We start from the raw sequence: 21,078 nt of genomic DNA on the forward strand, positions 1-21,078 counted from the left end.
GGCGACTGAATCCGTAACTTTCGCAACGCATTCCACGGCGGCGGACCGGCACTCAACCGCTGCCAGATGCTCGCATGCCGAGGAAGCTGGCGTGCGCCCGACAAGGCCACGCGCACTCCGCTCGGAGGGGCACACCACCCGTTAATGCCGCTGCTGCCATCCACGCAGCTTGTTAAACAAGCCGGTTCTGCTCGCTAATCTTCGCTGCATCTCGACAAACCGATGTAGTTACCGCGCCATGTTGGTGAAACGCGACAGGTGCAGCTGGTGCGCCACAGTGATGGTGGCCGTTGGACCGTTACGGTGCTTGCCGAGAATCAGGTCGGCCTCACCACCGCGCGGATCATCACGCTCGAACGCATCGGGGCGGTGCAGCAGGATCACCATGTCGGCATCCTGTTCCAGCGAGCCGGATTCACGAAGGTCCGAGACCTGCGGCCGCTTGTCGGTGCGCTGCTCGGGACCACGGTTCAGCTGGCTGATCGCGATGACCGGAACCTCAAGCTCCTTGGCCAACAGCTTCAGGTTTCGGGAGAACTCCGAGACTTCCTGCTGGCGGGATTCGTGCTTCTTACCGGAGGTCATCAGCTGCAGGTAGTCCACGACCACCAGCTTGAGCCCGGCCTTCTGGTTGAGCCGTCGCGCCTTGGCGCGGATCTCCATCATGGTCAGGTTCGGGGAGTCGTCGATGTACAGCGGCGCCTCACTGATCTCGCTCATCCGCCGCGCCAGCCGGGTCCAGTCGTCATCGCTCATCCGGCCCGAGCGCATATCGCCCAGTTTGATCTTCGCTTCGGCCGAGAGCAGTCGCATGACGATCTCGGTCTTGCTCATTTCCAGTGAAAAAATCACGCTGGGCAGCTGGTGCTTGATCGAGCACGACCGCATGAAATCCAGACCGAGGGTCGACTTACCGACACCCGGCCGGGCCGCCACGATGATCATCTGGCCCGGATGCAGCCCATTGGTGATCTCGTCCAGATCGGTGAAGCCCGTCGGCACACCCTTGGACATGCCGCCGGCCGACGCGATTGCATCGATCTCGTCCATCGTGGGCTGCAGCAGCTCTTCGAGGGGCACATAGTCTTCCGACATCCGCCGGTCGGTGACGTCGTAGACCTCGGCCTGTGCGCGGTCCACCACTTCGGCGACGTCGGCACCCTCGGCCCCGGCGTACCCGTACTGCACCACGCGGGTCCCGGCCTCCACGAGACGGCGCAGCAGCGCCTTCTCGGCCACGATCCCGGCATAGAACCCGGCGTTGGCGGCGGTCGGCACGGTGGAGATGAGCGTGTGCAGATACGGAGCACCGCCCACCCGGCGCAGCTGCCCGCGGCGGTCCAGCTCGGCGGCCACCGTCACCGCATCAGCGGGTTCTCCCCTGCCGTACAGGTCGAGGATGGCCTCATACACGCTCTGGTGATTGGGCCGATAGAAGTCGTGCGGCCGCAGCTTCTCCAGCACGTCGGCGATGGCGTCCTTGGACAGCAGCATCCCGCCCAGCACGGACTGCTCGGCAGCCACATCCTGGGGTGGTTGACGGCCGAACTCCTCCTCGGGAGGGGCAACTGGGCCGGACTGGCCCAGATCGTCGACTATCGCCACGGCGCGCTGGTCCTCCTAATCACATCAAGTCGAACACATGATCGCGGCGAGGTCTGACAAGTACAGTTCAGCCCGCGCGCCGCGGTAGACGTTAGATGTTGCTGGCGACCCTGCCAAGCACCCCTGTGGATGAGCCTGGGCATGGGGTGTGGACTACTGTCCAACCCGGTGTTAGGGGGTTGGGGACAACCTGGGGATAGCTACCTACATTCCTGCACTTTTCCCAGTTGGCAGCCGGTGAACTAATTGACAGGACTGTGGATGGGAATCTGTCCGGCGTGTCGCATCAGGTTGCGTGCTCGGGCGTGTTCTGTTACCCCTCTCAACCCTCTAGGTTAACTAGAGGTAGCTTCGCTGGAGTGGCACACGCGTACAATACGTTCGCCAGCAGATACGGCAACGGCGCCGCGGAAACCCGCGACGCCGTTGACCCGGCAGTATTTCGGATTGGTCAGCCTGCGGCGACTACATCCACGGTGACCTTGGTTGCCACACCGGCGTGCAGGTGCACATCCAGCGCGTAGGAACCGATCTGCTTGATATGCGCCTTCGGCAGGGTAACGGTGCGCTTGTCCAGGTTCGGTCCACCGGCGGCCTTGATGGCACCCACCACGTCAGCGGCAGTCACCGAGCCGAACAGCTTGCCCTCGCCAGCGGTCTTCACCGTCAGCTGAACAGCACCCAGGCCCTCGATAGCCTGCTTGATCTCGTTGGCGTGTTCGACACCACGGATCTCCTTGGCCTCACGGGCACGACGGATGTCGGTCGCCTGGCGCTCCGCACCACGGGTGGCGACAATCGCCAGCCCGCGCGGCAGCAGGTAGTTACGTCCGTAACCGTCCCGGACCTCAACGGTGTCACCGGCAGTGCCGAGGTGCTCGACCTCGGTCGTCAGAATCAGCTTCATCAGATGTCCCTCCGGTCCTACCGCGTCGCCGAGCTGAACGGCAGCAGGGCTACCTCGCGAGCGTTCTTCACCGCGATCGCGATGTCGCGCTGGTGCTGAACGCAGTTTCCGGTAACCCGGCGGGCACGAATCTTGCCGCGCTCACTGATGTACGTGCGCAGCAGGTTGGTGTCCTTGTAATCGATGTTCAGCGCCTTCTTGGTGCAGAACGCGCACTTACGTGTCTTGACCGGCTTTTCCGGGGCAGGACGGCGCTTAGTCGTCTTGGCCATGGTGAATCTCTTTCTTTCTAGCTAGATAAGTTGTATCGCCCAGATCAGAAGGGCGGTTCGTCGTCGGCTGCGGTGGAACCGGAAGCCGGGGCACTGCCCCACGGATCGTCGGCAGGCTCGCTGGAGCGGGAACCCCCGCCGCCACCGCCGCCGCCGAAACCTCCACCGCCGCCACCACCGCGCGAGGCCTTGTTGACCTTGGCGGTCGCGTACCGCAGAGACGGGCCGATCTCGTCGACCTCGACCTCCATGACGGTGCGCTTCTCGCCCTCGCGGGTTTCGAAGGAGCGCTGCTTGAGCCGGCCAGTGACAATGACACGGGACCCGCGGGTCAGGCTCTCGGCCACGTTCTCGGCGGCCTCACGCCAGATATTGCACCGCAGGAACAGCGCCTCTCCGTCCTTCCACTCCGAACTCTGTCGGTCGAAGATGCGGGGAGTCGACGCCACAGTGAAGTTGGCGACGGCAGCCCCGGACGGTGTGAAGCGCAGTTCTGGATCGGCGGTCAAGTTTCCGACGACCGTGATGGTGGTGTCACCTGCCACGGTTCCTCCTCGTGTCTGTCAGCTGGCGTGGTTAACGGCAGCCTACGGAAGTCAACTGACTTCCGTAGGACCTCAGCGGGCTCCGGTACGCAGGACCTTGGTCCGCAGCACGGACTCGTTCAGGCCCAGCTGGCGATCCAGCTCCGAGACGGTGGCGGGCTCCGCGACCACGTCGATCACCGCGTAGATGCCCTCGGCATGCTTGGCGATCTCGTAGGCAAGACGGCGCTTACCCCAAACCTCCACCTTCGAGACGGTTCCACCGTCACCGCGGATGACGTTCAGAAACGTATCCAGCGATGGAGCTACGGTGCGCTCGTCAAGAGTGGGGTCGAGAATGACCATGATTTCGTACTGACGCATGAGAAACTCATCACCTCCTGTGGTCTAGTGCGGCCACGGCGTATCCGTGGCAGGAGAGTCGCCTGCGTCGGCAACCGGCCAAGGCTACCGCACAGCCCCCTGACCGGCGAAATCAGACAGACGCGCGAGCGATATGCGGTGTGGGCTTACGCGCGCGCAGCCACGACGGCACCCAGGCCGGAGGATTGTCGGCAACCCCATCGCACGGCCCGCCCGCCGGATCGTCCGTGTCATCACTATGTGCGCGCACCAGGTCCTCGCTGGGGTGATAGATCTGGCGCAGCACCAAGGCGCACAACCCGATCACCGCGATATCGCGCACCAGCACCGTGCCGGTGAACCACTGCTCGGGCAACCCCTTGTTCTCCAAGCCCAGCAGGTAGTACATCCGCGGAACCCACACCAACGCGTCGACGGTCATCCACGCCAGCAGGATTCGGCGATGCGGCAACGCCACCACGGCAAGTGGCACCAGCCATAGCGAGAACTGCGGGCTCCACACCTTGTTGGTCAGCAGGAACACCGCCACCACCAGGAAAGCCAACTGCGCCACACGCGGGCGCCGCGGAGCCGTCAGCGCCACGTATCCGATGCCCAGGCAGCAGATCCCGAACAGAACGGCCGATATCGCGTTCAGCACGACCGGGGGCTCCCAGAAGCCCAGCGGGCCGTCGAAACCCTGCCATCCCGTGAAGGACTTGAAGACGTTGTACAGCGAGTCCATGTCGTCGCCGCGGCGGGTGTTGAGCCGAAAGAACTCCCCCCATCCGCGCGGGAAGAGCATCGCCACCGGCGCGTTCACCACAACCCAACTGGCCAGTGCGGCCGCGGCCGTCTTGGAGAACTCGTGCATCTTGCCGCCGCGCAGGCTCACCAACAGCAGCGGAAACAGCAGCAGCACCGGATAGAGCTTGGCGGCCACGCCCAGCCCTATCAGCACACCCGCCAGCCACGGTTTCCTGCGAGCCCACGCCCACAGTGCCGTCATGCTGAAAGCCGTTGCAAGAGCATCGAAATTCGTGAAGATCTGGAAGATCACGATCGGAGATGCTGCGATCATCACCACATCCCATGGGCGGGTGCGCGGGCTCAATCCCGCACTGGCCCAGATGGTTACCAGCCACGCAAGCGCCAATCCGAAAGCCACGATGTTGAAGAACATCACCACTTCGGCGACGATGGGCAGCCCCAGTAGATCGCTGGCCTGGGTGTAGGTCTTGGCCAGCGCCATCGCGGTGTACTGATACACCCCGGTCACCACCGGATACTCCATGTACCGGACCGCCGGAGTGCCGTCGTACTGAATCTTCTGATGCCCGCCCGAGTCGGTCTCCAGCCAGCTGGACTTGTACGGGAAGCGCCCCTGATTCAACAGCTCCGCGCCGTAGAGCGGCACGGTGTCCGAGTAGCACAACTGGTAGTAGGCCCGGTTGTTGTCCCAATTGGCCACGCGCTGAGCGCCATTGCCCGAACCACTCTGCTGCAGGCAGGGCGCCTTACTAGTCCACCCCAGGATGAGAAAGCCCAACGCGATGATGAACACCACCCGCAGCGGTGTCCAGAACGGCTGGCGCCCGACCAGGGCGTGCCCACCCAGGGGCCCGCCGATCACCTCGGATAGCTCGGCACCCATCGCATCGGTGCGACTAGGGAAGTCGCGATCGTCGGCACTGCGCAGGTCATCGGCGAGCTTCTCGGGAGACACCGTCGCACGGGATTCGGCCGGCACCTGCCTACTGCCCCGGAGGCGGCGGCGCGTCACCCGCCGGTGGCGCCGCCGGGCCCACCGGAATCGTCGTCGGCGGTCCCACCGGAATGGTGATACCCGGTGCGATCTCGATGGTCGGCTGGATGACCGTCACCTCGCCGCCACCGCCCGGCGCGGGCGCCGGCGGACCGTTCGGAGCCGGCGGCGGCGGCACGTAGACCGGCACACCGGCGTATCCGCCGATGGCGCCCGGCTTGGGGAAGGTCTCCTTGGTGGAGCCGTCCAACGCGCCATTCATGGTCTTCTGCCAGATATCCGACGGCAGTCCGGAGCCGTAAATCGGTCCACCCCAGCTGTTTCTGATCGGCTTGCCGTCGTCGGTCCCTATCCACACCGCGGTCGAGAGCGACGGGGTGAAGCCGACCATCCAGGCGTCCTTGTTGTCCTTGGTGTCGCCCAGCTGCGCGGTACCGGTCTTGGCGGCCGACTCTCGTCCACCCGCCAGGCCATGCCCGCGTGAGTAGGCTGCGATCGGTTTCATCGCCGAGATCGCGTTGTTCGCAACATCATCAGAGAAACGCTTCTCGCCCGTGTTGTCGGAGGAACCCGCGTCGAAAAGCACCTGGCCGTCCGCGTTCACGACCTTCTGGATGAAATGTGGCTTGCGGTAGGTCCCGGACGCCGCCAAGGTCGCGTACGCCGAGGCCATATCGATCACCCGTGTCTGGTACTGGCCCAGCACCACACCGTTATTCGGCGGACCGCCCTGACCGTCCTCGGACAGGGTGTGCGAGACACCGGGGAAGTTCTCGGCGATACCGGCGGCATGCGCGGCCGTAGCCACATCGTCGGGCCCGTTCTTCAGCTTCAGCATGAGCCGGTAGAAGCTGGTGTTCAGCGAGCGCTTCAGCGCCTCGGCCACCGAACACGTTCCGCACGAAGCGTCTTCGCTGTTCTTGATGGTGATGCCCTGATAGGTCAGCTCCGAGCTGTCCAGCTGGTAGCCCAGTCCGATTCCCTGCTGCAGCGCCGCCACCAAGGCGAACACCTTGAACGACGAACCGGTCTGCAGGCCCTGCTGCGCATAGTCCAGGCCCTGCGCGTTGGAGCCCCCGTAGTACGCCTTGACCGCACCTGTGCGCGGGTCCACGGACACCACCGCCGTTCGCAGGTCCGCGTTCTCGCCCTGCAAGGTGCTGTTGACCGCGTTCTCGGCGGCCTGCTGCGCCTTAGTGTCGATGGTCGTGGTGATCTGCAGGCCCTCGGTGTTCAAGGTCTGCTCGTCGATGTTGAACAGATCGGTGAGCTCGGCCATCACCTGACGTTTGATGAGGCCGTTGGGGCCCGTCGTCGCGTTCTGCGCCGCGGCTTGCTCGGGCGGCACCGTTGCCGGGTACACCTGCCCGGCCCGATCCTGGGCGGACAATGCGCCAATGGTGACCATGCCGTCGAGCACCCAGTTCCAGCGGTTTGTCGACTCGGGCAGATCCACCGCGGGATCCAGGCGCGACGGCCGTTGGATCAGCGCGGCCAACAAGGCACCCTCGGACACCGTGAGCTGTTCAACGGGCTTGTCGAAGTAGGCCTTCGACGCCGCCGAGATGCCATAGGCGCCACGTCCGAAATAGATGATGTTGAGGTAGGCCTCCAGCACCTGATCCTTGGACCAGGACTGCGACATCTTCGTGGAGATGACGATCTCTTTGGCCTTACGGGTCAGACCGCCGAGGCCGGCGCGCTGCGCACCCACCATCGCGTTCTTCACGTACTGCTGGGTGATCGTGGAACCACCCTGGGTATCGCCGCCGAACATGTTGTTCTTGACCGCGCGCAGCAGACCCGAGAAGGAGAAGCCCGGGTTGCCGTAGAAATCGCGATCCTCGGCGGCCATCACCGCCGCGCGCACGTGCTGGGGCACCTGGTCGATCTTGATGTCGACCCGGTTTCCGTCCGGTGGAACAACTTTGGCCAGTTCGGTGGTGCCGTCGCTGGCCAAGATGGTGGACACCTGACTGGTACGGATATCGCCCGGCTTCGGGATGTCTACCACCGAATACGCCAGTGCGAACGTCGCCAGCGGGATGACGATGGCCAACAGCACCAGGGCAATCATCACGCGACGGAAGATTTTCCAGCCGTTGCTCTTTCGCCTACGGCGACGCTGTGGCGGACGCGACGAACCACCCGGCCTGCTGGATGGGGGCGGCGGCTCATGTCCATTGCCCTCGTCATCACGTTCCAGCGCGGCGCGAGCCGCGGCCACGGCGTCCTCATCGCGCCGGTACAGCGGCAGATCCTCGACGGGGTCGAGGATCGACGTCGGCCGATCGTCCATGCTGGGGGTGCGCGGTGAATCCGAGCCGCCGGAAGCTACCGGATTCTGTCCGCCAACCACGCCGCCCTCACCCTGTGGCCTATTCACTGGCCGTCCGGGCACGAGTTGTTCGCTGACGTGGGGTGGTCCCCTTCGGCGCCGGGAGGGCGCCCATGACATACGACTTCACCAAATGATTCCAACTGCAGGTCCGGCATACCTCGACAACGTGCACGGCGAACTCCGAGTACCGCGTGGCCAGCAGCACCAGTTCCTCGGCCGTACGGGCCGAGCCGGATACCGCGCCCAGATGCTCGCCGAAAACCCACGACACCAGCGTCAGTTGCTCCTTGCGACAGATCGGGCAGACCACCGCACTCGATTTGCCGTGGAACTTGGCCGCACGGAGCAGATACGGGTTCGCGTCGCAGACTTCGGCCACGCCGGTACGCCCGGAATAGACCTCAGCCAGCAGGGATCGCCGCTTGAGCGCGTAATCCACCACCTGTCTCTGCAATCGCACGGTAACCAGAGTACGTCCGATTACGCGCTGGCCGAGCCCGGGCCACACAGACAGCACGTACTTTGCGAAGCCGATCTCTGTCCGCGTTCCGCTCGTTACGATGGGGCGGCTGTCAGGAAGAGGGGGACATATGACATTCCGTCGACTATCACCGGTGCTCGGCGGCTTTGCGGCCTTGGCCGTCATCGCATCCGTAGCCATCGACCCTCCCGCGGCAACCGCCGCCCCACCGGTTGGCACCGGAAAGATTGTCGGAACGGCAGTCCTGAAAGTGATCGGCAGCGGGACGGCGACCGTGACCTGGAAAGAGAACGGCGGCGCGGCCCACGTCGAGAAGGATGCCGCGCTGCCCTGGGAGCACACCATCGACGTCGTCGAGGAAGCGAACTCCGAAGTCCGGGCCAGCGGGGCCGGTGCCACCGGCTGCACGATCACCATGGGCGACATGCTGGTGTCGTTCAAGAGCGAGCCGAACCCGGTCTGCGAGTTCGCGTACTGGGGCTGACGCACCCGGGCCCCGAGGGACCGAGTCGCTCTACGATTCCTCGCATGGCGACCCGTGCCAAGGATTCCGACCGAGACGTCACGTGCAAGGCGCTCGACGCCGCCTTCGGCGACGGCCAGCTCTCCTCGGAGGAACACCGTCAGCGGATCGCCGTCGCCACCCGTGCACAGACTCTCGGCGAGCTCAACGGCGTGGTCTCCGATCTGCAAATCGCCGCCCTCCCGGCCCAGGTACCCATTCCCCCGCCGCAGCGGCGCCGCTGGCCGGCCATCGTCGTCACCGCTGTCGTTGCCGCCGCCCTCGGCGCCGGGGTGAGTGCCTATGTCACGCGGCCGGTGCCGCCGGACCCGGGGGCAGCCGCCGACGGCATCGCTCCCGTCATGATCGCCCCGACGAAGTTGTTCTCCGTCCCGGGACTGTCCGGCCTGCTGGACCAGATGCGCGCAAAGTTCGGCGACACCGTCGGCATCGAACTGACGGTCCGCTCCAACAACGCGGCGCTGGTCCGCATCGAATCCACCGATCCGAACCTGCCCATCACGTACCCGTATCAGGGCGGGTTTCGTGATGGCGGCGCGATGCCCGGTACCTGGCGCAACGTTCGGATCGGAGACCTCAGCCGATTCGATCCGGTCAAAATCATCGGGGTTCTTCGTGGAGCACCCGACACCCTGAATGTGCCCGGCGCCGGCGAGGGCGGCACCGTCATGGTGATCAAGCCCAACGACGAGGGCGTCGACATCACCATCACCGTCTCGGAGCGGGACCGGACAGGGCGAATGGTCGTCGCGGGTAACGGCGAGCCCAAAGAGGTCGTGCCCGCATCCTGACCATCAAGATCGCTCTACGATTCCTCGCATGGCGACAGGCACCCGGGCCAAGGACAGCGACCGCAACGACACCTGCAAGCTGCTCGACGACGCGCTGAGTGACGGACAGCTGTCCATGGAGGAGCACCGCGAACGCGTTGCCTCGGCCACGACCGCCTCGACGCTGGGACAGCTCAGCTCGCTGGTCTCGGATCTGCAGAACGCCAAAGCGGCCGCCCACATGCCGGTGCTGAAGGGTCCGCATCGCCCCTGGTGGCGACGGTGGTACGCGCCCGCCGGTGTGGCCGCCGCCCTGGTCCTCCTTGGTGTCCTCATCGGGTGGGGCGCCTACGGAAACACCAGCTCCCCGTTGGACTTCACCGCAGATCCCGGCGCGAAACCGGACGGGGTGGCACCCATCGTGCTGACCCCGCCACGCCAACTGATGTCACTCGGAGGTTTGACGGGACTGTTTGAGCAGATGCGCCAAAAATTCGGTGACACCACCGGATATGAGCTGAACATCTACGGGGAGTACGCCCTACTCACCCGACCCGATCCCGGCGAACCGCGCCGCACGCTGCGGTACCGCTACGAGGGCGGCTGGGACCATCCCGACGACTCGTCGGGCAGCCACGCCGACCGCACGGTTGACCTCGCGAAGTTCGACGTCAAGACCATCATCGGCATCATGCGCGGCGCGCCCGAGACCCTCGGTATCAAACCGAGCGAGGTCAAGAACACGTACCTGTTCATCAAGCCGAGCGAGGACAAGACCGCACCGCCGGACACCGTTCAGATCGACATTTCGATCAGCGGCGAGTTCCAGAACGGCTCGATCTACGTCAATCCCGACGGCACACCCATTCGGACCATGTACCCCTCCGGGAACTAAACCTCCCCCGTGTGGCGCCCGCATATATCGCGGCGATACTATGACCCGATCGGTGCACGAGAGATGCTCCGGCGTCATATTCGGTGGTGGGAGGTGACTTCATGCTCGAACTGGCCATCCTTGGCTTGCTGCTTGAATCACCCATGCACGGCTACGAGCTGCGCAAGCGCCTGACCGGCCTATTGGGCGCCTTTCGGGCGTTTTCGTACGGCTCGCTGTATCCGGCGCTACGCCGGATGCAGGCCGACGGGCTCATCGAAGAGGACTCTGCTCCGGCCGGGACCACGGTGCTGCTGCGCGGCAAGCGGGTCTATCGAATGACTGCCGCCGGCCGGGCCCGGTTCAGCGAGCTGGTGGCCGACACCGGCCCGCAGAACTACACCGACGACGGCTTCGGTGTGCACCTCGCGTTCTTCAACCGCACCCCGGCCGAGGCCCGGATGCGGATCCTCGAAGGCCGCCGCCGTCAGGTAGAGGAACGCCGGGAAGGGCTGCGTGAGGCCATCGCCCGGGCAAGTAGCTCGTTCGATCGGTACACCAAGCAGCTGCACCAGCTTGGTCTGGAATCCAGCGAACGAGAAGTGAAGTGGCTCAACGACTTGATCGCCGCCGAGCGCACCGCGCAGGCACGAGTCGACGAGCGTTAAGTATGTCCATCGGTAAAGGAGAACCGTCCATGTCCAACACATCATCTGAGGTGCGGGTCGCCATTGTCGGCGTCGGCAACTGCGCGTCCTCGCTGGTCCAGGGCGTGCAGTACTACCAGGATGCGGACGAGAACTCGAACGTGCCTGGCCTGATGCACGTCAAGTTCGGCCAGTACCACGTGCGCGACGTGAAGTTCGTCGCCGCCTTCGACGTGGACGCCAAGAAGGTCGGCTTCGACCTCTCCGAGGCGATTGCCGCCTCCGAGAACAACACCATCAAGATCGCCGACGTGCCCCCGACCGATGTGATCGTGCAGCGCGGCCCGACCCTGGACGGCATCGGCAAGTACTACGCCGAGACCATCGAGGTCTCCGACTCGGACCCTGTCGACGTCGTGAAGGTGCTGAAGGACAACAACGTTGACGTCCTGGTCTCCTACCTTCCGGTGGGTTCGGAAGAAGCCGACAAGTTCTACGCCCAGTGCGCCATCGACGCCAAGGTCGCGTTCGTCAACGCGCTGCCGGTGTTCATCGCCTCGGACCCAGTGTGGGCCAAGAAGTTCGAGGACGCCGGCGTCCCGATCGTCGGCGATGACATCAAGAGCCAGGTGGGTGCCACCATCACCCACCGCGTGATGGCCAAGCTGTTCGAGGACCGCGGTGTCACCCTGGACCGCACCTACCAGCTCAACGTCGGCGGCAACATGGACTTCAAGAACATGCTCGAGCGCGAGCGCCTGGAGTCCAAGAAGGTCTCCAAGACCCAGGCCGTGACGTCGAACCTCAACGGCTCGCTGGCCGACAAGGTGTACGACAAGAACGTGCACATCGGCCCGTCCGACTACGTCGCGTGGCTCGATGACCGCAAGTGGGCCTATGTGCGCCTGGAAGGCCGTGCCTTTGGCGATGTGCCGCTGAACCTCGAATACAAGCTCGAAGTCTGGGACTCCCCCAACTCGGCCGGCATCATTATCGACGCGGTGCGTGCGGCGAAGATCGCGCTCGACCGCGGACTCGGTGGCCCGATTCTTCCGGCCTCGGCCTACCTGATGAAGAGCCCGCCGAAGCAACTCGCCGACGACATCGCGCGCACCCAGCTGGAGCAGTTCATCGAAGGCTGAGCCTGTTTCGTCGTTCTACCCACCGAGGGCACACCGTCAGGTGTGCCCTCGGTGTTATTTGTTGGCCCGCCACCGATTCGCGACTGCGGCTAGCTGATCGAGCGCGGCAAGGGTCTCGTCCTCGCGCAACGGATCCAGATGAAAGAGCACACGCTCCACGCCGGCATCCAGATATGCGGCGGCAGCCCGCTCCCCGGACACACCGCTCACACCGACCGGCAGATCCGCGCGTCCCTGCTCGGCGAACCGGCGGCGCGCCACCCGCACATCCTCGGGGGTAGACGTCGCCGCGTACGGCAACCACCCATCACCCAACCGCACCGCCCGTGATTGAGCGGCCCGGCTCGGACCACCCACGTACACCGGAATGGGCGTCGGTGGACGCGGGCTCGCGGCGACGGGCCCGAAATCGAGGTGCTCGCCATGGAATTCCGCCACATCCTCGGTCCACAGCTGCTTGAGGGCGACCAATTGTTCGTCGAGTTTCGCACCGCGCAGCGTCGGATCGGTGCCGTGGTTGCGCAGCTCGCCCAGATTCCATCCGACGCCGACTCCCAGCACGGCGCGGCCACCCGACAGTGTCGCCAGCGTCGCCCAGGCCTTGGCGGTGTGCAGCACATCGCGCTGAGGTAGCAGCGCGACCCCGGACCCGACCACCAAATGCTCGGTGGCCGCGGCGGCGTAGGCGAGCACCACCGGAAGATCTCGTATCAACGGGAGCCGCGCCCGGAACTCCGGATCGATGTCATCGGGCGTGTCGACCGGAAAGTAGGAATGGTCGTCGAAGAGCAGCCAGTCGAAGCCCCGCTCCTCGACAGCGCGAGCGAGCACGTCGGGGGCCACGTATCCGTCGGCCGATGAGGTAGAGATACCGAAGCCGGTCATGACCTCCAGGAACCACCCGGGCGCCACCGAAATTCCTGGCAACGCGCTGCACGATCTGATTGCGGGGTGCAACATCGACCTACCCGGCTGTAAGGAGAATCCATGGCGACCACGGAATCGTCCAGCGAGGGCGGCCTGCAGCATTCGTTGCAGAAGCGCCACCTGACGATGATCGCGATCGGTGGCGTCATCGGCGCCGGCCTGTTCGTGGGGTCCGGTGCGACGATCAAGGCGGCTGGCCCGGCGGCCTTCCTCACCTATGCCATCACCGGTGTGCTCATCGTGCTGGTGATGCGCATGCTCGGCGAGATGGCCGTGGCGAATCCGTCGACGGGCTCCTTCGCCGACTACAGCCGCCGCGCCCTCGGCGACTGGGCAGGATTCTCTGTCGGCTGGCTCTACTGGTACTTCTGGGTAATCGTCGTGGGGTTCGAGGCAGTCGCCGGCGGCAAGATCGTCCAAGATTGGTGGCCGCACTTTCCGTTGTGGCTCATCGCTCTTGTCCTCATGGTGGCCATGACCGCCACCAACCTCTTCTCGGTGCGGTCCTACGGCGAGTTCGAATACTGGTTCGCCAGTGTGAAAGTACTTGCCATCATTGCATTTCTCGTCCTCGGCACGATGTTCGTACTGGGCTGGTGGCCGGGTAAGCACATGGACTTCTCCAACCTCACCAAGAGCGGGTTCGCTCCCAATGGCACCGGTGCGATCTTCTCCGCCATCGTGGTCGTGGTGTTTTCGATGGTCGGCCCGGAAATCGCGACCATCGCGGCCGCCGAATCCAAGGACCCCGCGCGGGCCATCAGCAGGGCCACCAACTCGGTCATCTACCGAATCGGGCTCTTCTTCGTGGGCTCCATCTTCCTGATCGCGGTGATCGTGCCGTGGGATAGCCCCACTCTGGGCACCTCGCCCTTCGTCACCGCATTCAAGACCATGGGAATTCCGCACGCCGACAACATCATGCGGATAGTCGTGCTTACCGCCGTGTTGTCCTGTCTCAACTCGGCGATGTACACCGCCTCCCGCATGCTGTTCGTCTTGGCAGGCCGGGGCGAGGCACCGCGCAGCTGGCTGCGCGTCAACTCGCGCGGTGTTCCCGTGCACGCCATCTTGGCGTCCTCATTCATCGGATTCGTCTGCGTGGTGCTGGCATACGTCGCCGAAGATACCGTCTTTCTCTTCCTGCTCAACTCCTCCGGCGCGGTAATCCTGTTTGTGTACTTCATGATTGCGGTATCGCAGCTGGTACTCAGGCCCCGCACACCCCCGGAGAAGCTGATCGTCAAGATGTGGGGTTATCCGGTGTTGACGATCCTCACCGCCGGTGCGATCGTCGCGATTCTGGTCGCGATGGGCTTTCAGGACGGCACCCGCTCGCAGCTGTGGACCAGCCTGCTGTCCTGGGCGGTGATCCTCCTCGCCTTCGTGGCACTCCGGCTGACCCGGCGCCGCGCACCGGTGCCCGACGAACCGGTTACCCGGTAATCGCCCTGGCCCGCCGGAACAGCTGCAGCGTGAGACCGTGCAGGTAATCACCCACCGCCACAGGCGCTTTCCCGGCGAAGGCGCGAGCGTGCGTGCCCTCCAAGATGATGCCCAACTTGAAACAGGCGAGCACGGTGTACCAGTGGATCGCGCTGAGATCACGGTCCGTGCGTTCCGCGTAGTGCGCGACGAGCTCCTCGGGCGTGGGCAGACCTCCGGCCTGCACCAGTGCTCCACCCAGTGAAGCATCGTCGCCATCCGAGGGCCACGTCGCCAACAGCCAGCCCAAGTCCAGCAGCGGGTCACCGATCGTCGACATCTCCCAGTCCACGATGGCGGCGAGCTCAGGACCGTCATTGCGGAACATCATGTTCGCCAGGTGGAAATCACCATGCATGATCCCGGGCTTCCACTGCGACGGCCGATGCTGCTCAAGCCAATCGGCGACGGATTGCAGACCCGGGATGTCCGGGCCCGGGTACCCCTCGTGCTTGCTGAACGAGTCGAGCTCTTTGAGCCAACGCGGTACCTGACGCTCCAGGAAGCCGTCGGGATTGCCGTACCCGTCCAGTCCCAGCGCCTGATAGTCCAGTGCCCCCAGGGCGGCGATACCGCTGACCGCCTCCAGCCCCATCTGGTGCCGAATCTGCGGACTGCTCGCATGCAGCTCCGGCAGGGTGACCGAGGCATTGAATCCGTCGACCGGCTCCATCAGATAGAAGACCGCGCCGCCCAGCACCGTCTCGTCGGTGCACGCCGCGATGAGCTCGGGAGCGGGAACTCCCTGTCCGCGTAACGCTCCCAGCAATCGCGACTCCCGGCGGATGACATTGTTACTGGCCTCACGTAGATGCTTCGGGGGCCGGCGCAACACATACTCGCGGCCGCCCCGGGTGAACCGCACCATGATGTTCTGCGTGCCGCCCGTGATCGCCGAGACGTCCGCCACCTCACCCGCCGGAAGTCCCTGCTCATCCATCCAGCGCGAAACAACACCGAAATCAACGCTTTTCGGGTCGACATGCTGCGGAGCCGCCATTACAGGTTGCCCACCCGGTGCTCGAGGCGGGCCGCCACATGTGCCCTGGCCTTCTCCGTCAACGCCGGGATGTGACTCGGCGGGAACAGACCCTCATACGGGGTGTAGTCCTTGAGGACTTCCTTGGCGATGGTGACCTTGTGCACCTCGGTGGGGCCATCGACCAGACCCATCACCTCCGAGTACAGGAACATCTTGGCCAACGGCATCTCTTCGGAGACACCGAGTGAGCCATGCAGATGCAGCGCACGCTGGGCGACGTCATGCATGACCTTCGGCATGGCGGCCTTGATGGCCGCAATGTCCTTGCGCACCTTGAGGTAGTCCTGGTGCTTGTCGATCAGCCAGGCGGTCCGGAGCACCAGCAGACGGAATGACTCCATCTCGATCCAGCTGTCGGCGATGCGCTCCTGCGTCATCTGCAACTTGGCGATGGTGCCGCCGCGCGCTTCCCGGCTGATGACACGCTCGCACATCATGTCGAATGCCTTACGCACCTGGGCCACCGTCCGCATCGCATGATGCACGCGACCACCGCCGAGGCGAGTCTGCGCGATCACGAACGCGGCGCCTTCGGCACCCAGCATGTTCTCGGCGGGGATCCGGGCATTGGTGAAGCGGGTGTAGGCCTCGTCCTCGCTGAACCCATGCACGGTGATATTTCTGACGATCTCCACCCCGGGCGCGTTCGGATCGACGATGAACATCGACATTCCCTGATACGGGCTGACATCCGGATTGGTGACGGCCATGACGATCCAGAAGGCAGCGTGCCGCGCCTCGGAGTTGAACCACTTCTCCCCGTTAAGGATCCACTCATCACCGTCACGCACCGCGGTTGTCTTGAACAGCGTCGGATCGGACCCGCCCTGCGGCTCCGTCATGACATAACAGGACCCGATGTCGCCGTCCATCAGCGGCTGCAGATACTTCGCCTTCTGCGCCTCGGTGCCGTAGTGCGCGAGGATCTCGGCATTGCCGGTATCGGGAGCCTGGCATCCGAAGATCGAGGGGGCCCACACCGAGCGCCCCAGAATCTCGTTGAGCAGCGCGAGCTTGAGCTGCCCGAAGCCCGGACCGCCCAGCTCGGGGCCGAGGTGACAGGCCCACAGCCCGCGGCGCTTGACCTCTTCCTTGAGCGGTCGCACGTAGTCCATGGCCTCGGTGTCGGACTTGTCGTACGGGTTGGGGAACACGTAATCGAGCGGTTCCACCTCGGTGCGGACAAATTCCTCGGCCCAGTCCAGCAGCTCCTGGTATTCGGGGTCGGTCTCGAAATCCCATGCCATGTCAGTTACTTCCTGTCGGTTCGGGTTCAATGAGAAGTTCATGCGGACGGTCTGTATGCACACCGTCCACCACCATGTCGGCGATGCGTTTGGCGATCTGCGCCGGGCTCTTGCCGTCGGCGCGGTACCAGACCGCCACCATGTTCAGCATCCCGAGGATCGCGTTGGTGATCAGGTGATCGCTCGTGCGAAACACCCCGGCCTCGTGCCCCTCGTCGAGAACCCGTTGCCAGCAGCGCTGCAACTCATCACGCATTCCCTGCAACTCGGCGGCCCGCTCGCCGGTCAGCGCGGAACCATCGCGGACCTGGATGGCAACCTGCTTGCGGTACTTGACGATAAGGATGACGTAGGAGCCGATGAGAGTGCGCAGACGCTTGGCGGGCGGGGTATTCATGCCCGCGATGTGGGCGGCCTCGGTGAGCATTTCGTCGATGTAGCTGCGCAGGATCTCCCAGAGAAGCTCTTCCTTGGACCCGATGTGGTAATACAGCGCGCCACCCCGGACACCGGCCGCGGCGCCGATCTCGGCGACACCGGTGGCGTGAAATCCCTTCTCGGCGAATAGTTCCGTCGCTACATCCATGATCCGCCGGCGTGTCGCCGCGGCATCGCCATCGGTCGCGGGCGGACGGCCCCGACGGGGCTTGGCACCGGCCTCGGTCACAGGATGCCGCCGTCCAAACGAATCGTCGTCCCCGTGCAGTAGGCCGATGCTTCACTCGCGAGATACAGCGCCGCGCCGACGATGTCTTCCGGTTCGCCCACGCGGCGCAACGGAATGCTGGGAATGAGCGCCTCGGCGAATCCTTCCGGCCAGGCCGCCGCGATATCCGTGTTGAATAGTCCACATTGAATGGTGTTGGTGCGCACGGTCGGCCCAAAGCCGTGCGAGAGGCCAAGGGTCAGCGCATTCAAACCGGCCTTTGCCGCTGCGTACGGCAACGCGGTGGCGTCGGGTCGCACCGCTTCGATCGAGCTGATGTTGATGATCGAACCGCCGGCTCCTGCCGCCATCTTCGTGGCGATCAGGGCCGACAACCGGAACGGTCCCTTCAGATTGACCCCAATGACCTTGTCGAACAATGCTTCCGAGACCTGGTCCAGGCTGGGATACAGCGGGGACAGTCCGGCGTTGTTGACCAGGACGTCCACCCGCCCGAACTCCCGATACACAGTGTCGACCAGCTCATCGCATTGCTCCCAGGAGCTGACATTGCAGGCCACCGGGAGCGCACGGCGGCCGTGTTCGGCCTCCACCTTGGCGGCCAGCTCTTTACAGGAGTCGATCTTGCGACTCGCGATCACCACATCGGCACCGTGAGCGGCGAACGCCTGCACCATCGCCCGGCCCAGCCCACGGCTACCACCGGTGACGACAACGACCTTGTCCTGCAGCATCCAGCGCCTCCCTGATTAATGTGGCGATCGATACATTAAAGAAGCGATGCCGATAGCGCAAGAGTCCGTGGGCTGGATCAGCGGGCGAGCTTGTCCAGCAGCAGCGTGAACATCGCTTCGGTCTTGTCATCGCTGGGGTCGCGTCGGCAGAACATCACCGAGGCGACGTAGTTCGCGCGCTGGCGCGCCACCAGGCGGCACGACCACGGTGAACGGTCGGTGGTTCGCGTCCAGTTCACCTCGTCTTGACCACTGTGCCCGATGCTGAGCGTCCAATTCTCCGCGATGCCGTTGACCGAGGTAACCCCATGTACTCCATCGCATCTGGACATGCGCTGGGCGAATTGCTCGAACTGCTGACTTGCCGAGGTAGCGGTCTCGAAGACAATCAGCGCTGACCCGACGGTGTGCCGGCGAACCCTTCCGACGGTCTCGGAATACGCCTGGATCCGCGCCGCACCGAAGCTCAGGTACTGCTGCCGCGTGGCCAACGAGTATCCGTAGGCACAATCGGACACCGTGTTGGCCGTCGAGAGCACAGTTTCGACAGCGGGAATTGTCTTGATATCCGGAAGGCCCACTGCCGCACGGATATCCGACGCCGACAGAAGGCGATCTTCGAGGTCAGCCTGCCTGGGCGGCAGCACCGGATACAACTGCTCCGGCCTGGCGGGGGCCGCCGCGTCGCCCTCAACCGCATGCGTGCACGAGGCCAACATCGCGGCGACTGTCAGTAAAACGATTGGCGCCCCGCGCATTACCGTGCCCCCGAGAGCTTCAGCGTCAATCGGTCCAGCACATCGCCCGCCTTGTTGTCCGAACCATGGGTGCAGAACATCGACGATGCCACAAAGTTGGCCCGCTGTCGTGCAGCCATGTAACAGGTCCAGCTCGAGTCGACCACGCTGCGCGTCCACGCCACCTCGTCGGCGGTGTCGGCACTGGTGATGCTCAGCTTCCATGAGGAGGGATCGCGCTGTGTATGCGTGGCGCTCGTGATCGCGTCGCACCTGGCCATCAGACCGTTGAACCGCTGGAACTGTTGTCGAGCCGTGGCATCGTCGGAGAAGGTCACCACCGCGTTTCCCACCGTGTGCAGCCGCGCGACATCGCTCTCCTCCACATACAGCTCGATGCGTGCCGCCTCGTACTTCTCGTATGAAGCGATCTCGGCCAGTGAGTAGCCAGCCGCACACACGGTGGCGTCGGTGGTCGAGCGGAACATCGCGTCCACCGCCTGCCCCGGCTCTAGCCGTGGCAACTCCGATATCTCGCGCATCTCCGACCCTGTAAGCAACACGCCACCGGGAAGCTTGTCTCCGATCGCACGCAGTTCTGGATAAAGGCCGGCACGTTCGGGCGGCGAGGTGGCGAGTCCGTCAGCCACGCGGGAGCAGCCGCCGCAGGCAACCATCACGCAGAACAACACCGCCGCCGCCCGCACCGCTGCACCCCCTGTCCCAGCATTCCCACTCGAGGTTTGCTAGAAGCGAAGCTACACCACCAGTGCCATGCGCGGGTCGGTAAGCAGCGCACCCAGATCCGCGAGGAACTTGGACCCCTGTTCGCCGTCGACCAGTCGGTGGTCGAAGGACAGCGCAAGCGTGGTGACGTCGCGGACGGCGAGTTCTCCGTGCACCACCCAGGGACGTTTGGCAATCGAGCCCAATGCCAGGATGGCCGCTTCGCCCGGATTGATGATCGGGGTGCCCGCATCGACGCCGAACACTCCGATGTTGGTCAGTGTGAACGTTCCCCCGGCCATATCGGCGGGCGCTGTCTTTCCCTCGCGTGCGGTAGTCACCAACTGCGCGAAAGCAATCGCCAGTTCACGCAGCGACATCCCGTTGGCGTTCTTCACGTTCGGGACCACCAGTCCCCGCTCGGTCGCCGCCGCCACACCGAGATTCACGTAATGCTTGATGACGATCTCGCCGGCTTGTTCATCCCAGCTGGAATTGAGTGAGGGATGCGACCGCAGAGTCAACAGCACCATCCGCGCGACCAGCGTCATGGGCGTGAGTTTGAGGTCGGGGTATTTCGACTTCAGCTCGGCAAGTAGCTCCATCGTCGCGGTCACATCGACCGTGAGGAACTCGGTGACATGGGGCGCGGTGAAGGCGCTGCGAACCATGGCGGCCGCCGTGTGCTTGCGGACGCCCGCAATGGGAATCCGCGTGTCCCCACCCACCGGGGCCACCGGCTCAGCCTGCGGAGCACGCGCCGTGAGGCTGCGGGTGTAAGCCTCCACATCCTGCCGGGTGACGCTGCCCCCGATCCCCGTGCCGCTGATCAGGTCGAGGGCCACGCCCAGTTCGGCGGCCAGTTTGCGCACCGATGGTTTCGCGGCGGTTCGCACCGGTTCCGGTGGGGCAACCGGCACTTCGGGTTCGACGAGGGCGAGAGCGGCCGAGCCCACGCCCGCGCGACGCCGGCGGCGGGTCTGGCCCGTCGTCTCCGACGGGCCGTAACCGACCAGGTTGGCGGGCTCGTCAGGTTCGGCACCGGCGACCTCGATCGAGATTAGCGGCGACCCGACCGCGAGGGTCGAGTTCTCCGCCGCCTCCAGGGCCACCACCGTTCCTTCGTAAGGCGACGGCAGCTCGACCATCGCCTTCGCGGTCTCCACATCGGCGAGCACCTGGTTGAGCTTCACCTCGTCGCCGACCTTCACCTTCCAGGAGATCAGGTCGGCTTCGGTGAGTCCCTCACCGAGATCCGGAAGCAGAAACTGTTTGACTGCCATGGATTTCGCACCTCTC

At 64.6% G+C, this 21,078-nt stretch carries 22 protein-coding genes; 6 read left to right on the top strand and 16 right to left on the bottom strand.

Annotated features, from left to right (window positions below; genetic code table 11):
* Nucleotides 1-228: 228 nt before the first annotated feature.
* The 8 genes from dnaB to BB28_RS24050 form a co-directional block, all read right to left on the bottom strand.
* Nucleotides 229-1,605, bottom strand: a complete 1,377-nt coding sequence (gene dnaB, locus BB28_RS24015) for a replicative DNA helicase (RefSeq protein ID WP_030097637.1) — start codon at nt 1,603-1,605, stop codon at nt 229-231.
* Nucleotides 1,606-2,056: 451 nt separating this feature from the next.
* On the bottom strand, nt 2,057-2,512 hold the full coding sequence (rplI, locus tag BB28_RS24020; protein WP_046255355.1) for a 50S ribosomal protein L9: 456 nt from the start codon (nt 2,510-2,512) through the stop codon (nt 2,057-2,059).
* Between the two features lie 17 nt (nt 2,513-2,529).
* On the bottom strand, nt 2,530-2,784 hold the full coding sequence (gene rpsR / locus BB28_RS24025; protein ID WP_005064619.1) for a 30S ribosomal protein S18: 255 nt from the start codon (nt 2,782-2,784) through the stop codon (nt 2,530-2,532).
* A gap of 44 nt (nt 2,785-2,828) precedes the next feature.
* Nucleotides 2,829-3,329, bottom strand: coding sequence for a single-stranded DNA-binding protein (locus BB28_RS24030; protein ID WP_046255356.1), 501 nt, complete (start codon nt 3,327-3,329; stop codon nt 2,829-2,831).
* Nucleotides 3,330-3,401: 72 nt separating this feature from the next.
* Entirely contained in the window at nt 3,402-3,692 is a 291-nt protein-coding gene (gene rpsF, locus BB28_RS24035; RefSeq protein ID WP_030097640.1) for a 30S ribosomal protein S6, read from the bottom strand.
* 112 nt (nt 3,693-3,804) lie between these two features.
* Entirely contained in the window at nt 3,805-5,397 is a 1,593-nt protein-coding gene (locus BB28_RS24040; protein ID WP_046256143.1) for a glycosyltransferase family 87 protein, read from the bottom strand.
* 28 nt (nt 5,398-5,425) lie between these two features.
* Nucleotides 5,426-7,795: a transglycosylase domain-containing protein gene (locus BB28_RS24045; RefSeq protein WP_046255357.1), complete on the bottom strand. Its 2,370-nt coding sequence runs from the start codon at nt 7,793-7,795 to the stop codon at nt 5,426-5,428.
* A gap of 19 nt (nt 7,796-7,814) precedes the next feature.
* On the bottom strand, nt 7,815-8,237 hold the full coding sequence (locus BB28_RS24050) for a DUF5318 family protein (RefSeq protein WP_046256144.1): 423 nt from the start codon (nt 8,235-8,237) through the stop codon (nt 7,815-7,817).
* 130 nt (nt 8,238-8,367) lie between these two features.
* Between BB28_RS24050 and BB28_RS24055 the strand changes: the two genes are divergently transcribed.
* The 5 genes from BB28_RS24055 (at nt 8,368) to BB28_RS24075 (ending at nt 12,214) form a co-directional block, all read left to right on the top strand.
* A complete protein-coding gene (locus BB28_RS24055; protein WP_075874126.1) occupies nt 8,368-8,742 on the top strand; it encodes a hypothetical protein in 375 nt (124 codons plus the stop codon).
* 44 nt (nt 8,743-8,786) lie between these two features.
* Nucleotides 8,787-9,572, top strand: coding sequence for a DUF1707 SHOCT-like domain-containing protein (locus tag BB28_RS24060; RefSeq protein ID WP_046255358.1), 786 nt, complete (start codon nt 8,787-8,789; stop codon nt 9,570-9,572).
* A 28-nt stretch (nt 9,573-9,600) separates the two neighbouring features.
* Complete coding sequence (locus BB28_RS24065; protein WP_046255359.1) at nt 9,601-10,446, top strand: DUF1707 SHOCT-like domain-containing protein; 846 nt, start codon at nt 9,601-9,603, stop codon at nt 10,444-10,446.
* Between the two features lie 101 nt (nt 10,447-10,547).
* On the top strand, nt 10,548-11,093 hold the full coding sequence (locus BB28_RS24070; RefSeq protein WP_046256146.1) for a PadR family transcriptional regulator: 546 nt from the start codon (nt 10,548-10,550) through the stop codon (nt 11,091-11,093).
* A gap of 29 nt (nt 11,094-11,122) precedes the next feature.
* Nucleotides 11,123-12,214 carry an inositol-3-phosphate synthase gene (locus BB28_RS24075; protein ID WP_046256147.1) on the top strand — a complete coding sequence of 364 codons (1,092 nt, stop codon included), beginning with the start codon at nt 11,123-11,125 and terminating at the stop codon, nt 12,212-12,214.
* Nucleotides 12,215-12,268: 54 nt separating this feature from the next.
* Here BB28_RS24075 and BB28_RS24080 read toward each other — a convergent pair whose 3' ends face one another.
* Complete coding sequence (locus tag BB28_RS24080; RefSeq protein ID WP_046256148.1) at nt 12,269-13,099, bottom strand: LLM class F420-dependent oxidoreductase; 831 nt, start codon at nt 13,097-13,099, stop codon at nt 12,269-12,271.
* 102 nt (nt 13,100-13,201) lie between these two features.
* Between BB28_RS24080 and BB28_RS24085 the strand changes: the two genes are divergently transcribed.
* Entirely contained in the window at nt 13,202-14,587 is a 1,386-nt protein-coding gene (locus BB28_RS24085) for an amino acid permease (protein WP_075874125.1), read from the top strand.
* Here BB28_RS24085 and BB28_RS24090 read toward each other — a convergent pair.
* From BB28_RS24090 to BB28_RS24120, 7 genes are all read right to left on the bottom strand, one after another.
* Entirely contained in the window at nt 14,577-15,626 is a 1,050-nt protein-coding gene (locus tag BB28_RS24090) for a phosphotransferase family protein (RefSeq protein WP_046255360.1), read from the bottom strand. The two genes, BB28_RS24085 and BB28_RS24090, sit on opposite strands and share 11 nt — an antisense overlap.
* On the bottom strand, nt 15,626-16,915 hold the full coding sequence (locus tag BB28_RS24095; protein WP_046255361.1) for an acyl-CoA dehydrogenase family protein: 1,290 nt from the start codon (nt 16,913-16,915) through the stop codon (nt 15,626-15,628). Before BB28_RS24095 ends, BB28_RS24090 begins: the two co-directional genes overlap by 1 nt.
* Before the next feature lies 1 nt (nt 16,916).
* On the bottom strand, nt 16,917-17,582 hold the full coding sequence (locus BB28_RS24100; RefSeq protein WP_046255362.1) for a TetR/AcrR family transcriptional regulator: 666 nt from the start codon (nt 17,580-17,582) through the stop codon (nt 16,917-16,919).
* A complete protein-coding gene (locus BB28_RS24105) occupies nt 17,579-18,316 on the bottom strand; it encodes an SDR family NAD(P)-dependent oxidoreductase (protein ID WP_046255363.1) in 738 nt (245 codons plus the stop codon). Before BB28_RS24105 ends, BB28_RS24100 begins: the two co-directional genes overlap by 4 nt.
* Before the next feature lie 77 nt (nt 18,317-18,393).
* A complete protein-coding gene (locus tag BB28_RS24110) occupies nt 18,394-19,074 on the bottom strand; it encodes a sensor domain-containing protein (protein ID WP_046255364.1) in 681 nt (226 codons plus the stop codon).
* Nucleotides 19,074-19,703, bottom strand: coding sequence for a sensor domain-containing protein (locus tag BB28_RS24115; protein ID WP_225421966.1), 630 nt, complete (start codon nt 19,701-19,703; stop codon nt 19,074-19,076). The genes BB28_RS24110 and BB28_RS24115 overlap by 1 nt, the downstream gene beginning before the upstream one ends.
* A gap of 108 nt (nt 19,704-19,811) precedes the next feature.
* Complete coding sequence (locus BB28_RS24120) at nt 19,812-21,062, bottom strand: dihydrolipoamide acetyltransferase family protein (protein WP_046255365.1); 1,251 nt, start codon at nt 21,060-21,062, stop codon at nt 19,812-19,814.
* Nucleotides 21,063-21,078 lie beyond the last annotated feature (16 nt).

It is taken from the genome of Mycobacteroides chelonae CCUG 47445 (genome assembly GCF_001632805.1).
In the GTDB taxonomy this organism is placed as follows: domain Bacteria; phylum Actinomycetota; class Actinomycetes; order Mycobacteriales; family Mycobacteriaceae; genus Mycobacterium; species Mycobacterium chelonae.